The sequence below is a fragment of the Spirosoma validum genome, from assembly GCF_014699035.1.
Taxonomy (GTDB): Bacteria; Bacteroidota; Bacteroidia; order Cytophagales; family Spirosomataceae; genus Spirosoma; species Spirosoma validum.
Genome location: NZ_JACXAA010000003.1, coordinates 148,695 through 163,181, shown reverse-complemented (window position 1 = coordinate 163,181; position 14,487 = coordinate 148,695). Strand labels below are relative to the sequence as shown.

The 14,487-nt window shown below is 46.8% G+C and carries 14 protein-coding genes and 1 tRNA gene; 5 read left to right on the top strand and 10 right to left on the bottom strand.

Features of this window, described 5'->3' with window-relative positions; all coding sequences use genetic code 11:
- Positions 1-88 precede the first annotated feature (88 nt).
- A complete protein-coding gene (locus IC230_RS09400; protein ID WP_191038736.1) occupies positions 89-1,033 on the top strand; it encodes a bestrophin family protein in 945 nt (314 codons plus the stop codon).
- 22 nt (positions 1,034-1,055) lie between these two features.
- On the opposite strand, the gene IC230_RS09395 is transcribed toward IC230_RS09400, so the two are convergent.
- The gene (locus IC230_RS09395; protein WP_191038735.1) at positions 1,056-2,114 is read right to left on the bottom strand and encodes a PA0069 family radical SAM protein; all 1,059 of its coding nucleotides are present in this window, start codon (positions 2,112-2,114) and stop codon (positions 1,056-1,058) included.
- A gap of 197 nt (positions 2,115-2,311) precedes the next feature.
- On the opposite strand from IC230_RS09395, the gene IC230_RS09390 reads away from it, so the two are divergent.
- Positions 2,312-3,070 carry a DUF3667 domain-containing protein gene (locus tag IC230_RS09390; RefSeq protein WP_223860551.1) on the top strand — a complete coding sequence of 253 codons (759 nt, stop codon included), beginning with the start codon at positions 2,312-2,314 and terminating at the stop codon, positions 3,068-3,070.
- 76 nt (positions 3,071-3,146) lie between these two features.
- On the opposite strand, the gene IC230_RS09385 is transcribed toward IC230_RS09390, so the two are convergent.
- Positions 3,147-5,123 carry an ABC-F family ATP-binding cassette domain-containing protein gene (locus tag IC230_RS09385; RefSeq protein WP_191038733.1) on the bottom strand — a complete coding sequence of 659 codons (1,977 nt, stop codon included), beginning with the start codon at positions 5,121-5,123 and terminating at the stop codon, positions 3,147-3,149.
- Positions 5,124-5,255: 132 nt separating this feature from the next.
- On the opposite strand from IC230_RS09385, the gene IC230_RS09380 reads away from it, so the two are divergent.
- A tRNA-Thr gene (locus tag IC230_RS09380) sits at positions 5,256-5,328 on the top strand.
- Positions 5,329-5,527: 199 nt separating this feature from the next.
- Here the strand turns inward: IC230_RS09380 and IC230_RS09375 are convergent.
- The 4 genes from IC230_RS09375 to IC230_RS33950 form a co-directional block, all read right to left on the bottom strand.
- Positions 5,528-5,902, bottom strand: a complete 375-nt coding sequence (locus IC230_RS09375; protein ID WP_223860542.1) for a DUF2147 domain-containing protein — start codon at positions 5,900-5,902, stop codon at positions 5,528-5,530.
- Positions 5,903-6,390: 488 nt separating this feature from the next.
- Entirely contained in the window at positions 6,391-7,311 is a 921-nt protein-coding gene (locus IC230_RS09370) for a hypothetical protein (protein ID WP_191038732.1), read from the bottom strand.
- Between the two features lie 42 nt (positions 7,312-7,353).
- The gene (locus tag IC230_RS09365) at positions 7,354-7,821 is read right to left on the bottom strand and encodes a VOC family protein (protein ID WP_191038731.1); all 468 of its coding nucleotides are present in this window, start codon (positions 7,819-7,821) and stop codon (positions 7,354-7,356) included.
- Positions 7,822-7,943: 122 nt separating this feature from the next.
- Positions 7,944-8,114, bottom strand: coding sequence for a nuclear transport factor 2-like protein (locus tag IC230_RS33950; protein ID WP_223860540.1), 171 nt, complete (start codon positions 8,112-8,114; stop codon positions 7,944-7,946).
- 554 nt (positions 8,115-8,668) lie between these two features.
- Here IC230_RS33950 and IC230_RS09355 point away from each other — a divergent pair.
- A complete protein-coding gene (locus tag IC230_RS09355; RefSeq protein WP_191038730.1) occupies positions 8,669-9,715 on the top strand; it encodes an SDR family oxidoreductase in 1,047 nt (348 codons plus the stop codon).
- 17 nt (positions 9,716-9,732) lie between these two features.
- Positions 9,733-10,527, top strand: a complete 795-nt coding sequence (locus tag IC230_RS09350) for a helix-turn-helix domain-containing protein (protein WP_191038729.1) — start codon at positions 9,733-9,735, stop codon at positions 10,525-10,527.
- A gap of 71 nt (positions 10,528-10,598) precedes the next feature.
- Here the strand turns inward: IC230_RS09350 and IC230_RS09345 are convergent, their stop codons facing one another.
- From IC230_RS09345 to IC230_RS09330, 4 genes are all read right to left on the bottom strand, one after another.
- Entirely contained in the window at positions 10,599-11,516 is a 918-nt protein-coding gene (locus IC230_RS09345; RefSeq protein ID WP_191038728.1) for an AraC family transcriptional regulator, read from the bottom strand.
- A 99-nt stretch (positions 11,517-11,615) separates the two neighbouring features.
- A complete protein-coding gene (locus IC230_RS09340; protein WP_191038727.1) occupies positions 11,616-12,428 on the bottom strand; it encodes an SDR family oxidoreductase in 813 nt (270 codons plus the stop codon).
- A gap of 71 nt (positions 12,429-12,499) precedes the next feature.
- A complete protein-coding gene (locus IC230_RS09335; RefSeq protein ID WP_191038726.1) occupies positions 12,500-12,892 on the bottom strand; it encodes a GlcG/HbpS family heme-binding protein in 393 nt (130 codons plus the stop codon).
- A gap of 955 nt (positions 12,893-13,847) precedes the next feature.
- Complete coding sequence (locus tag IC230_RS09330) at positions 13,848-14,462, bottom strand: response regulator (protein ID WP_191038725.1); 615 nt, start codon at positions 14,460-14,462, stop codon at positions 13,848-13,850.
- Between the last annotated feature and the right edge of the window lie 25 nt (positions 14,463-14,487).

The following is a 14,487-nucleotide window of genomic DNA, read 5'->3' as shown; positions in this document are numbered from 1 at the left end:
AATTATATCGAATTGCTAATGTAATCGGTTTTCAATCCTGATTAACTTTGGCAAAATTGTCTAATCCTCTACTCAACCAAACGTATCGATGGTCAATTACAATCCGAAAGAGTGGGGCCGGTTTCTCATTACGTTCAATCGGGCCGATACCGTTCGCAAATTGCTCCCCGTTCTGGTAGGAATCGGCGTTTACTCGTTCATTATCGTTCATGTCATTGAGTTACTCGGCCTGGCTGAAAACCCGCATCTTAAAAACTTTTCGCTCATGCACACGCTGCTGAGTTTTGTGATTTCGATGCTGCTGGTTTTTCGCACCAATACAGCCTACGATCGCTGGTGGGAAGGACGAAAACTATGGGGGGGTCTCGTGAACAATAGTCGAAATCTGGCCCTAAAACTAGACCAGTTACTAGAACCTGAGCAAAGGGAACCACGCCATTTTTTTCGTGCCATGATTCCCAATTTTGCTTACGCGTTAAAAAATCATCTGCGCCAGAAACCCGTCGAACCTGAATTTGCAGAAACGTCTTCCTTTCATCTTCAAAAATTGCATTTGAATGAACACGTACCGCAGCAGATTGCGATGGCGATCTTCGGAAAAATCAATGAATTACAGCGTCAACGAATTTTAATTCCAGAGCATTTGATTATTCTGAATGCCGAAGTTCAATCCTTAATGGACATTTGCGGAGCCTGCGAGCGGATTAAAAACACACCTATTCCATTTTCATACAGCTCGTTCATCAAGAAATTCATTTCCATGTACTGCCTGACTTTACCACTCGGGTACGTTTCAAACCTGCATTACCTGGTCATTCCGCTGGTTATATTCGTTTTCTACGTATTGGCTAGCCTGGAAATCATCGCGGAAGAAATTGAAAATCCGTTTGGCACCGACGACAACGATCTCCCACTCGATACGATCTGCAAGGGCATTCAAAAGACCGTAACGCAGTCATTTGACCATACGCTTACCCTGGAGCAGCCTGACCGAATCGATACCCCCAAAGCCGGCTTTACGTATGATCGGTAGTATTGCTGAAAGTGGTCTAAAGTTATTCAAACAAGCCAATTTGCCCAGCAGGCCGAAATAAATTTGTTGTAAGCGCAGGAAATTTATTATCTCCAAAATATTTCTGACAGGCAATTCGGTGTAACTGTCCAATTTGCTGAGCGTACTGCCCTTCGCCTGACATACGGATTTTAAAGCGGGAATCGTTCAGTTGTCCGCCGTGGCAATCAGCAATCTGATTCAGAACGCGCTCGGCACGATCGGGAAAGGTCTGTTTGAGCCAATCCATAAACAAAGGGCCAAGCGCCCCATTTAGCCGTACGATCGTATAAGCCGACCAGCACGCACCGTGATCAGCCGCTTGTTTAACCAGATTGGGAATCTCATGATCGTTCAGACTGGGAATGATCGGTGCCGTCATAACACCTACCGGTACGCCCGCCTGATGCAAGGTATTCATCGTTTTCAACCGTTGCGTAGCCGTTACGGTACGTGGTTCCATCAATAATCGCAGACTTTCGGTTAAGGTTGTTATCGATATGGCAACACTCACCAGCTTGAGCTGTGCCATCGGTTGCAGAATATCTAAATCGCGGAGAATAAGCGCATTTTTCGTAATGATCGAAACCGGATTCCGATAATGCAGACAGAGCGCCAGCATCCGTCGCGTAAGCTGGTACGTTCGTTCGGCAGGTTGATAGCAGTCGGTATTTCCTGAAAAATGGATGATCTCAGGTTTGTACGAACGTGACTGAAATTGTTTCTCCAGCAACACGGGCGCGTTTTTCTTCACCATAATCTTGCTTTCGAAGTCAAGTCCTGCCGAAAAACCCCAGTATTCGTGTGAGGGACGCGCGTAACAATAGATGCAGCCATGCTCACAGCCCTGATACGGGTTGATCGACGCCCAAAATCCTACATCGGGGCTTTTGGTATGGGTAATAATTTGTTTAGGCGTTTCTTCGAAAAACTGGGTTCTCAGCGTCGGTGGAGGAAAATCATCATCGGCAACTGTAAGGTCATCAGCTGGCTCGTATCGATGAGCGGCAAATGAATTAGCTGTATTGAATTGTGCTCCTCTGCCTTTTTTATAGCTGCCCATACATATACAAGTAAAATGCAATTATATTTTACTTGTACGACAAAGGCAAGTTTTCAACAGCTACTAATCGAATAAATTTTTCTGATTGGAGATAAGCACAATGGATTGACTAACTCATGAATTTATTCCAGATTGCAGGAAATCAGGACCTTACCAGCTACTTGTCGTCTATGGAGAACTGTCCGAATTGCTCGACTATGTTAGAGAATCATTTTGTTTACTGTCCAGGCTGCGGTCAGACAACAGATCTACCCCGCTTTAAAATCCGGCATATCCTTGATGAATTCTTCCAGGCTATTTTTAGCGTTGATCGGGGCATCCTGTTTTTGATCAGAAATTTAGCGACTCAACCTGGTGTCACGGCCCGCGCATACGTACTAGAAAAAAAGCGTAAAAAATACGTCAATCCGTTCTCGTTTCTCCTGCTTGTATTAGGCCTGAATCTATCGGTCAATGTCCTGATAAAGCCGTACACAGCCCGATTTTCTACGAAGAAAGACACAATTCAACACGTAACGCCAACCGTACCGAAAGACGTCTTGCCTTATATTGAACGTCGGCGGCAGGCGACGTTTTTCATCGAAGAAAATATTAACATCATTGGTTTGGCAGCCATTCCTTTATTCGCCTTCATTTTCTGGCTATGCTTCCGGCGAAGCGATATTAACTATGCAGAACATTTAGTGGCTCAGGTTTTCTTTTCGAGTTTTTTTTCGCTGTTTACTATTCTTCTAACCTTACTGCTGGGTCTGGCGCTAAAACATTACCTCCCTTTTTTGAACAGAACCTTGCTTTTGTTTCAACTGCTTTACCTGTCAATTGCCTATTTCCAATTTTTACACTACCAAAAACCCGTTGACTACGTTAAAACCAGTGCCGCTACCTTACTCGCGCTGATCAGTTGGGTAGCTTTATCGGGTAGCGTTGTTTTTCTCTACATACGATTCGGCAGGTAGCCAATACACTGGTAAAGCAAAAGCCGGAACGCTGATCGATTCCGGCTTTTGTATGAAAAATGACTATAATTGCTGATTAGGCTAATTTTTTCTCCCACTCCTCGGCTTCCAGCATGGCGGCTTCCCACTCATTCTGTAGTTGACTAATCTGAGCCGTTATGCGCCGATATTCGTCGTTCTTAGCCTGCATCAGTTTATCATCACCATACGTAGCAGGATCGGCGAGCTCGGCTTCAAGTCGTTTTTTACGATCTTCCAGCTGATCGATTTTCGTTTCAGCTTCTTCAGCCTGTTGAGTCAGTTTCCTGTGGTTTTTCTGCCATTCTTTTCGTTCCTCATCCGACGCCCGACCGTTCGACGGCTTATGGCCATTGCCGTTCAACGACTGGCCATTCGTTGCCGGAGCAGAACTAACAACGGGTTGTGTTTTAGGAAGTTCAGTAGCTCTACCCTCTTTCCGTTCTTCCATCCACCATTCGTATTCATCATACGTACCGGGATATTCTTTGATCTGTTCGTCTTCGATATACCAGATTTTATTGGCAATCTGCGATACGAAATACCGATCGTGCGAAACCACTACATAGGTGCCTTCATATTGTTCAAGCGCCTGAATCAGGATATTCACCGATTGCATATCCAGGTGGTTGGTCGGTTCGTCAAGCAATAGGAAATTGGCCTGTGAAAGCAACACCTTAGCTAACGCCACCCGCGATTTTTCTCCCCCAGACAAGACTTTTATCTTCTTGAATACCTCATCGTTGGAAAACAAAAAGCAGCCCAGCACCCCACGTAATTCACCCTCGGTCTTGTTCGGATTGGCATGTTTCAATTCCTCAAGCAATGTATCATCCACGCTTAACGATTCCAACTGGTGCTGAGCATAGAAACTAAACGATACGTTATGGCCTAACTGCCGCTTGCCATCGTTCACTGGCTCTGACCCCGAAATGATACGTAGCAACGTCGACTTCCCACGACCGTTAGCCCCAATTAAGGCCACCTTGTCGCCCCGTTCAAGCCGAACATCGGCATGAGTAAGAATTCGCTTAGGACCGTAATGTTTAGTAATATCGTCAAGATGCAGAATATGACGACCGGGCTGAGTAGAGAACTGAAACTTGAAATTTACCCGCGCCGATTCATCAATTACAGCGTCGACTAATTCCATGCGAGCCAATTGCTTCACCCGGCTTTGCGCCTGTTTTGCTTTGGTGGCCTTAGCTTTGAAGCGCTCAATGAACCGTTCTGTCTGCCGGATCTTAGCCTGCTGGTTTTCATAAGCCCCCTTCTGGATTTCGTTACGTAGCGCTTTCTCTTCCAGATAAAATGAATAATTGCCACCGTAGTAGTTCAGTTTGGCACCAGCCACTTCAATCGTTACGTCGATAACATTATCCAGGAACTCGCGGTCGTGCGAGACCACAATGACGGCTCCTTCGTAGGTTTGAATGTATTTTTCAACCCACTGAATCGACGGTAAGTCCAAGTGGTTGGTCGGCTCATCAAGCATCAGCAGAGATGGTTTCTGAAGAAGCAATTTTGCCAGCATAACGCGCATCCGCCAACCTCCCGAAAATGTTCGTAACGGCTTTTGCAGATCATCGGTTGAGAAACCTAGTCCTTCCAGAATCTCTTCTGCCCGAGCCTGCACCGTATAGCCATCCAGCGCATCGAACTCTTCCTGAACTTTGCCGAGCTTATCGACCAGTTCGTCACGATAATTGGTTTCCATCTCATGGAGTAGCTCATCAATTTGCTTTTGCAATTGATTCTGCCGCTCAAAAGCCTGCATCGCAACGGACAAAATCGAATCGTCGGTCTGATAGGATAGCAAATCCTGATTCAAAAAGCCAAGCGTTACGTCACCAGCTTTGGAAATAGTGCCGCCATCAGCCTGGTATTCGCCATTAATGATACGTAGCAACGTTGATTTGCCAGTACCATTCAGGCCAATAAGACCGATTTTCTGGTTAGGCTTGATATGAAGCGAGGCATTTTCATAAAGAGCCCGGCTACCGAGATAATACGAGAGGTTTGTAATGGAAATCATGGACGCAAATTTACCAAAAATAGAACGGTTACTTGCGTTCTTAAATTCCAAACAATTATATTTGCAGCCGCAAACAGCATTTTTGATTGTCGATTTCTACATTATTCATCGCCAATTAAAAATCTTCAATAAGCCTCCTTAGCTCAGCTGGTAGAGCGACGCATTCGTAATGCGTAGGTCGCAGGTTCGAATCCCGTAGGAGGCTCGAATATAGTGTATATAAAGAGGTACAAAAGTCTTCAAATGTGGCCCAGGGCTACGTTTGAAGACTTTTTTTATTGGTTAATAGCGCAAGAACGAGTGGTAAACTACTGAACTTTGGGCCATTCGGGTAGTTAATTAAAACCTTCTCTAATTGACTAGAGGCCTATATAACTCTTTAATCAAGGTGCTCATTCCAAAAGCTATTGCTTAGCTTGGCGAGTCATGATGAATTTTCGATGAAGCAGCTTGATGCCTTTGTAAATCGTTACGGTGATGGCATCCGGCCTGGGCATTTCGACCTCCGCGCTTAAGGACATCCCTGTTTTGGGATGAATTAAGCGCCCTCCAGACCAAACCTCTCCATCGTAGCGAAGGTTGCGAATCAGAATACTATCTTTCACCAAGCCGAAGTTTCGCTCACCGGCTTGGTCAACTTTGGCTACCCGAGCGAAGTAAAGACCACCTTGTTGGTAAATATCGACGCTGGACCCCTTAGAGGGGAACTGCCACCGGCCAATGAGTCGGTCGGCTGGTTGATCGGCTCGGGCTCCCAGCAGCCATAGAAGCCATAACAAAGACCAAACTCGACATTGATACATAACGATGCGTATGGGTTGTGAAAGGAATCTCAAAAGAGACAAGGCATGAAGTGAGCGATAACTGATTCGGAGGAATAACTACAAAAATAGCATCACGACCTTGTTAAGCAAGCTAAGCTGGGATTTTGGTTAAGTCCTACCTATAATCACGAAGTGCTTGGTAGGTAGGACCCAGTGTAGGCGAATTTATTCAAGCACATGCTTCTTTGGCATAAACTCCGCTTTCGGCCTTTGGATAAAAGTAGATAACCAGCGTCTTTTCCCCTACCCAGTTATGGACATGAAAATCATGTCCATAACTGGGCTTTTAATGTAAATAGCGATAGGATCACCAATCTCAAGTGACTTTGCTGGATGTATTTTATGAATCTACAAATGACTGTGAGATGACGTGTCGAGAAATGCCAGCCCACGTTGTGCTTATGACCCTATAAAATCAGACCTGATAGAAACGGTTCATGTCCTTAAATCGCTTTCTGACTAAGGCCGACTGCATGGGGTTGTAGAAGAATACCCGTTGGTTGTCCTTCCGTAATCGTAAATGGCTGTCCAAGGGTTTGGGTGAAGTGGTAGACGGTTACGTATTCGGCCAGATCTTCATGCCAGCTACTTCTGCCATAGAGCGAGACAAAAGGCGTTTGTTTAAGCGCTTGATAAATCTGACTGGCCTGACTGATGGGCAACGGCTTGCCACCTTTTCGAAAAACGATTCCGTCCAGCAACGTGCTCTTGTATGCCGACGCCACCACGGTGTGCTGGGTCCAGACGTTTGCTATAAAATCTGTTGCGAGCGAACCAGGCAAAGGCTGACCCGTTGCAAGCGCATAATCTGGTGTGATGTCCAGAGTACCATCAACAACATGAGTTGCCTCATGCAGTAATACGTATTGAAACGCACTTAGGTGACCGGCCTGAATCGATACCCGAAGCGTTGACCCGGTAGTATCGAAGCAGGTAAGCTCCTTCCAGGTCAACCACTCAGAGACATCCTGATTTAGAATTTCAGCTCGAAAGGTAATATCGAAGAGCTTGTGGGTTCCACTCGGATTGACGGTTGAGGTCAAAGCGGTGTTAGGCATGTTGTCCAGAAAATTAATGCTACGTAAGCGGCCCTTGAGGATACGTTGATGCAGGGGCGGTAAAGCGCTAAAAGCGGCAGCGATCTTTTTCTGTTCGTCTTCGGTAAGGCGATGTTCGATTGGCGACATGCCCGCATCCCGAAACATCTGTAACACCGTAGTCGTGGCGGGTTGCACTCTGGAGACCAGGGTCGAACTGGAATCAAGCGGATAATCGGGTTGACCCTGCGGTTTTACTTGTTGAGCCTGAACAACACCGCTCAGGGTGATGACCAGGCTCAGGGTAATGAGTTTGAACGCTTTCATAGTCCAAACATAACGCATGGATCGGTTAGCGATAAAACAACCTTAGGCTAATTGTTCGGCAAACTCGATCAAATTACCCCAGGGATCGGCAATGAAAGCAAGTCGTTTGCCAATTGCCGATAAATTAAAGGCTTCCCCAACCAGGGTAACTCCCCGTTGGCTAAGTTCACGCAACGTATCATCGACGCTCGGAACATCAATACAAAAGTGGTGATATCCCGCCGGGTGAAGGCTTTCATCCAGATCCGTGTAGTTGGCTCCGGCTTCCGGTTGCCCACCAGCCAGCAACTCTACCCAGAAATTGTCGTCATTGGCGGGTGCTAAATAAGCCAGTTGCAAATCACCGAAGGGCCATTCATGAATGAGCCGAAAATCCAGCTTTTCCATATACCATTGCTTACTAGCTTCATAATCAGGCACCCGTACCGCTACGTGTGCTCCTCGCATGTGGCTGAATGGGCTTTGGGTATTCCGAGCGGGCAGTTGAATCGTGACTTGTGGAGTTTCCATGTTGCTACGTTGGTTACGTGAATTAATGAAGCAAAATTGGCTTCTTACTGACCAGAGTTATGTATCAGAATCAAAGGCCTTATTATGAATTTCAAAGAAACGTTACTGGCATAATCAGGCCGTTAATTCCCGACAGGTAACCGCTTCATTATATCAGCAAATTGTATCCCGTCCAGGAAAGCATCGACCTGGATGATCTTGCCAGCCTTCATTTTCATGAACCAGGCGTAGGACATATTGTAAGGCTTACCATCCTTTGCCGTGGCTTTCCCGTCGATTAAGGCGATAACCACATCGCCTTCGGCATATAAGCTACGAACCGTCGGAATGATCTTTTGCGAAAGCCGCTGATTCAGCGGATCAATGACCTCATCTAAAAATTGCTGTTTATTCGGGTAGGTCTTCGATAAGGGCGTGCTGCCATTGATGGTCCATTGTACATCATCGGTAAGCAGGTCGAAAAAGCTGCCTTCGCCTTTAGCTATCGGTCAAAACCGGCCTGAATAATCTTTTTAGTATCAAGGAGTGTCCGAGCAGTCGCTGCTACTGCGGCTCAGTCCAATTCCTGCGCCAACGATTAACAGAGATTCTTTCATGATTTCTGTCCCTTAATTGAACAGATCAAAATTCGCCACAAGGGCTGGTCCGGGGCTTACGAATTGCAAAACAGGTGTTATGAATCTCAAAGATTCAACTAATCTCTATTGGGTGCATCTACTGAACAGGACCGGGGTGAGGCAATTGATTACAAATAACATCCCGCCTTTTAAACAAAGCATATTGCGTCTTTTGAACAAAGCGGGAGGTTCGGTTTAACCCGAATTTTGGCTCATCAAAACCAAAGCAGATGACCACAAATTCAATTTCCGACAAAGTAGTATTAGTAACCGGTGGATCGGGTTTTATTGCTGTCCATTGTATCCTCCAGTTGTTGCAGGCAGGTTACCAGGTACGGACAACCCTGCGGTCCTTAAACCGGGAAGCCGAAGTGCGAGCCATGCTAAAAGAAGGCGGCAGCGATGCGGGTAAGCAATTAACCTTTTTCCAGGCGAATCTATCTGCCGATGCGCAGTGGAACGAAGCGGTGAGCGGTTGCACCTACGTAGTCCATGTTGCTTCGCCTACCCCTATTCTCAACTACAGAAATGAGGATGAAATGATCATCCCGGCACGAGAGGGCGTATTACGTGTACTTAAGGCGTCAAGAGATGCGGGAGTAAAACGGGTTGTTTTAACGTCGGCCATCGGTGCGATCGTGTACGGCCACCCCCAGCAGACGGCCCCCTATGACGAAACGACCTGGACGAATGTCGCCGGTAAAGCGCCCGCCTATCAGAAATCAAAGACGCTGGCTGAACGGGCGGCCTGGGATTTTATCGAACAGGAAGGCGACGGACTGGAACTGTCTGCGATCAATCCGGCAACCGTCCTGGGTCCGGTATTAGGACCCGATTATTCGCATTCGATCCACCTGATCAAAAATCTCCTGACGGGTAAAATGCCCGGATGCCCTAAGATTAACTCCGGTTTCGTTGATGTCCGGGATGTTGCTGACCTGCACCTGCGAGCCATGACGCATCCAGCCGCGAAAGGCGAACGTTTTATTGCCACCGCAGGCGAAAGCGTCTGGTTAATCGAAATCGCTAAGACACTGAAAGCGCATCTGGGCCAGGCCGCCAGCAAGGTTAACGCCAGAGAACTACCTAATACTCTGCTACGTATTGCCGCCCTGAAAGACCCCATGGTTAAATCGATGATTCCTTTATTGGGCCGAATGATGAACGTGACCAGCGCCAAGGCGATCCACCTGTTGGACTGGTCGCCCCGTTCTACCCAGGAGGCCGTACTGGCAACCGCCGAAAGCCTGATACGTCTTCATCTGTTAGATCAATAAATGCTTATTTTTATTGGATGGAAATCGCTGAAGTATTTATCGCCTGCAAGAAAGAGGCCCACTACAGTCGGGAGTTGATCCTGCAACAACCGGCCTTGTTACGTGTGGTTTCTGGCGAAGTCAGGATCGTAGCGGCTGAGCGGAGCTACCACTTTTTTGCCGGTGATACGGTGCTACTTCCCCGTAATCAGCTGGGCAGGATGAGCAAACTACCCCTGAATGGACAACCCTGTATTGCCATCTCCGTCCTCTTCCGGAAGGAAAAGTTACAGCACTTTTACACCGTAAACCAGCCTACCCTAAGCGCACTGCCAGTCCATCAACCTAAACAATTCCAGAAACATCCTTTGTTGGAAAGCCTGTTCAATTCCTTATTGCCCTATTTTGAGCTGGCGGACGCCCTGCCTGCCGATATTGCGGCTTATAAGGTCGAAGAAGCGATTCGGGTACTCCGGGCCATTGACCAGGATGTAGACGGGATACTGGGCCATTTTGACGAGCCTGGAAAGGTGGATCTGGTCGATTTTATGGAGCAGCATTACATGTTCAAACTCCCGCTGGAGAAGTTCGGCTACCTGACGGGCCGAAGCCTGACTACTTTTAAAAAGGATTTCAACCGGGCGTTTAACATGACGCCGGGCCGCTGGTTGACGCAAAAACGGCTGGAATTAGCCCATTATCAGATCGTTGAACATAAGCGAAACCCGTCTGAAGTTTATCTTGATGTCGGGTTTGAAGACCTTTCCCATTTTTCCTTCGCCTTCAAAAAATACTTTGGCTATAATCCGACCAGTTTAGCACCAGCCAGGTGAACGTATACCATCTTGCCTCAAAAAAGCCCTCTGCTACGTAGCAGAGGGCTTTTTCTGATTTCGGGGAAAGTTTAGAAGCTCCTCCTGAACTCTGCTGGCGTATAGCCAGTGTGTTTTTTGAAAAATACAGTAAAGCTGGGCTGCTCGGCAAAGCCAAGGCTATGGCTGATATCCTGAAGACTCCAGTCGGTTTGTATCAGCAAGGCCTTGGCTTCATCCAGAATACGGTTCTGAATGTGTGTACTGGCATTTTGCCCCGTATGTTTCTTTAATAACTGATTCAGGTAATTGGGGTGCATGTGCAGGCTCCCGGCGAATTCCTTGGCAGTTTTGATTCGGATGGGGGCGTTGTAATTAATACTCGAAATTTCTTTTTCCAACAGATCAAAAAAATGGTGGATGTGCGTGTAATCGGCGGTAACCTCATCCGGTTTGGGATGACGTGCCACTTTCATACTTTCGACCATCAGGAGCTGAAGAAAGGCCTGCATCGCATCGTCTTTAAAAGGACTATTACTCAGTTCTTCCTCCTGCATCCTGTCAAAATACTGACTGATCCGGGGTACTTCGTCCTCGTTCAGACGGATCACACTTTTCGGTTTGTCGGTGAACAGGGCGAATTTATCGATAACCGCTTTGAGCTGTAAATGACTATTTATGAAGGCTCGTTTGAAAAGAACGTAGTAGCCGCCGGACTCTTCCGATAAATTTTTCCAGGAAATAATGTCGTTTGGATGGATGAACAGCAGCGTCGGTTCGTCAATGTAATACGTATTGAGCCCCATAGTGAACACACCAGTCCCTTTGGTGATCAGCAGGATTTTAAAAAATTCCCGTCGGTTCGGCGACAGGTAGTTTCGGCATTCATGCTGCTCGCGGTTAAATACCCGGATTGTCCAGTCCTCATAGTATTCACGAAAAACCGGGATCATGTCCGGCAGATCACGTAGCGTATCGATCACTTTGCTGTCTAAAGTCGTCTTGATCATAGCGGGTTCCGGGCGTTCATACGAAACTAATAAAAACAAGCACGGATGCTATCCCAGTATCCGTGCTTGTTGCTTTAATCTGTGCGAATAACTCTGTAATCAGATCGTGTTTTCCCAGGCTTTCAACTGGTGCTCTTTCAGCATATCTTCCACAAACTGCGGAACCACATTCCGGAACTTACCCGTATCAGATGGAACAATTTCGATCATCGCGTCGATCATCTCTTTGGGGTCAAGCCGACCCTGGGGCGTACCGAGCAGGGAGTCAAAATTGGCTTTCGTATCGGCACGTTTCGTAAAATTTTTGTCGTCGTCGAGCCAGCGGAAGGCATTATCCGCCATCGTTTCGTTGTAGCCGGTCAGGTAGGCACCGGGGTTAACCGTTTGAATTTTAATATTGTATGGCTTCAGCTCGTCTGACAAGGCCTCGGCAAAGGCTTCCAGCGCATGCTTGGTCGATACGTAGATACCATAACCTGAGGGCGTAAATAGACCGCCCATCGATGAGGTGAACACGATTTTCCCAGGCTTATTGGCCCTGATCCACTTAGCAACGTATTGTTGAGCCAGTTCCAGCGGGGCGAACACATTGGTCTCAAAATTGCGCCGAACCAGTTCTACCGGTATTTCGAAAACAGGCCCGCTTTCCCCGATCCCGGCATTGCTGAACAGAACGTCAATATCCCATTTCAGCGCATTCTTTACGTCATAGGTATCGAGAATGTTCAGCTTTTCAACCCGCAGATTTTGCTGCAAACCAAACTCTTCGACTTTTTTGCGCAGGGCCGTCACCTGTGGAGAGATTTGTACACCAGCAATAACTTTGTGGCCCAATTTAGCGAGACCAATCGCAGTGCCTTCACCAAAACCAGAGCCTGCTCCAGTAATTAAGATTGTTTTTGACGTTGACATGGGTGTAATGGAGTTATGAATGAGTTAACTAATTGATTGCTTGACGAATCAGAGGTGGTTGACGACCAGCGTCACAGTACACTTCCGGCCGTTGCGATGTCGAAATCCTGGTCGGGGCTACCACCTGATACACCGATGTAAGCCACGATTTCGCCGGCTGCTTTGACGGACATTCCCCCTTTGAAGCCAACGAGTCCACCACTGGTGCTTACCATGCCATACGCACGCGCTTCCGGACGAAGAAATTCACCCACTGCCTCGGAGTTCATGCGAAAGAGCATGGCGGTTCTCGCTTTACCCAGGGCAATGTCGATGGAACCGAGGAAGGCGTTATCCATGCGTAAAAAGCCTTTGAGATACCCGGCCGTATCCAGGATGGCAATGTTCGCGTTGACCCCTATCTGCCTTGCTTTTTCAGTGGCCTGGTTCAGCGCCTGAGCAGCTTGTTTTTGTGTGGTTTCCATACTACCTGTGTTTTCTGTTTATCCCTTTCCGACGATGCAAAATTGGGTCGAGTAAGGGAGCGGCTTCGTACGAATAGCACAGCTTCTATTATGAATTTCAAAGATGACGCAGCAACGTAACAGACTTTGATACATCATTTACCAATCTGGAAACAAAGCTCAGGTACGTAATGGTGAGCTTTGCATTGAACCAACACTAACGACAATGCAAACTATTTTCATCACAGGCGCATAGTCTGGTCTGAGCAAAGCCACAGCAAAACTGTTCCAGTCAAGAGGCTGGAAAGTGCTCGCAACCAGGCGCCAACCTGACTACGGCAGAAGCCGTTTACCGGCTTGGCTTTGACTATCCGCAATCGTTTAACAAACTGTTTAAGGCCAAAACAAAGCGTTTACCATTACAGTAGCGGCAGTCGTTCAATAGTTAATTCGGAAATACAAGTTTGGCAGAGATACCTTGCACGGAATTAGCTTATAATTAACGAATACCGATATACGTATTAGTTAATTAAACCGGTTTTACGTGAATAATCAATGCCCTATCGCAAACGGCTCTGCTGGTAAGCTAGTGTAATCATTGAGAATCATATACTTTTAATAGCTACGATTACTCTTCACACCAATAGTACTTTTCCTTCAATCTAGAGCCGCTTACAAACGGCTCAGTAATTTACCCGAAAAGCAACATTTTCATGAATAGTTTGGGGTTGATTGGCTAAAAGCACAGGTAGGCCAGCGATTTCACATGTTGGTTCAATCATTAAATCGTTTAGCGAAGCTGGATTCACTTGTCAACTAGGAACCAACGGTTTTACAAGTCCTCCAAACTTCTTAAGCATTCAATTGACTGAACACAATTCACTTGAATGGCCCGAAGAATCCAGATGATTAAAGTTCGTTACCTTATAGTGGAAGGCTCTTCTGGAGAGATTAGCCAACGCGGACTCGTTCCGGGCTATAGGCTCTGCAGAAAATCATAAAACTCCTGCCGACTGGTCAGCTTCAATTTGGCGTTGATATTCTTGCGGTGGGTTTCTACCGTTAAATAGCTCAAGCCCATCGCCTGAGCGATCTGCTCGGTCGTCTTTCCTTCTTTCAGGCCCAATACAATCTCGTACTCACGTTTGGTTAGCTGGTGTTTTAAGGCAAAAAAATCGTTAACCGTACTTTCCTTGGGTTGACGATTCACACTCAGGATGCGATCCCCTGCCATGATCTTTTGTAAACTGGCAATCAATTCGGCCGATGGGGTGGTCTTGGCCAGATATCCGTCTACACCGGCCGCCGAAAACAGGTTTAGCTCTTTGCGTTGGGCGTACATACTGATAATGACGATGCGGGGTTTGTTGAGCAGGGTTTTCAACTGAGCCACTACTTCTAAACCATTCACATGGGGCATGTTGTAATCAACCAGAATCAAATCCAAAACTTTCCCCTGACAGATATACATCGCCTGACGACTGTCATAGACCTGGCCCACCACCTCAAACAACTCCGATTCCTTCAAAATCAGCGCCAGCCCGTCATTAAACAAGGCGTGGTCGTCAATGATAACAGTTCTTATTTTCATGCGAGTAGATAGTGTTTCTATGTTG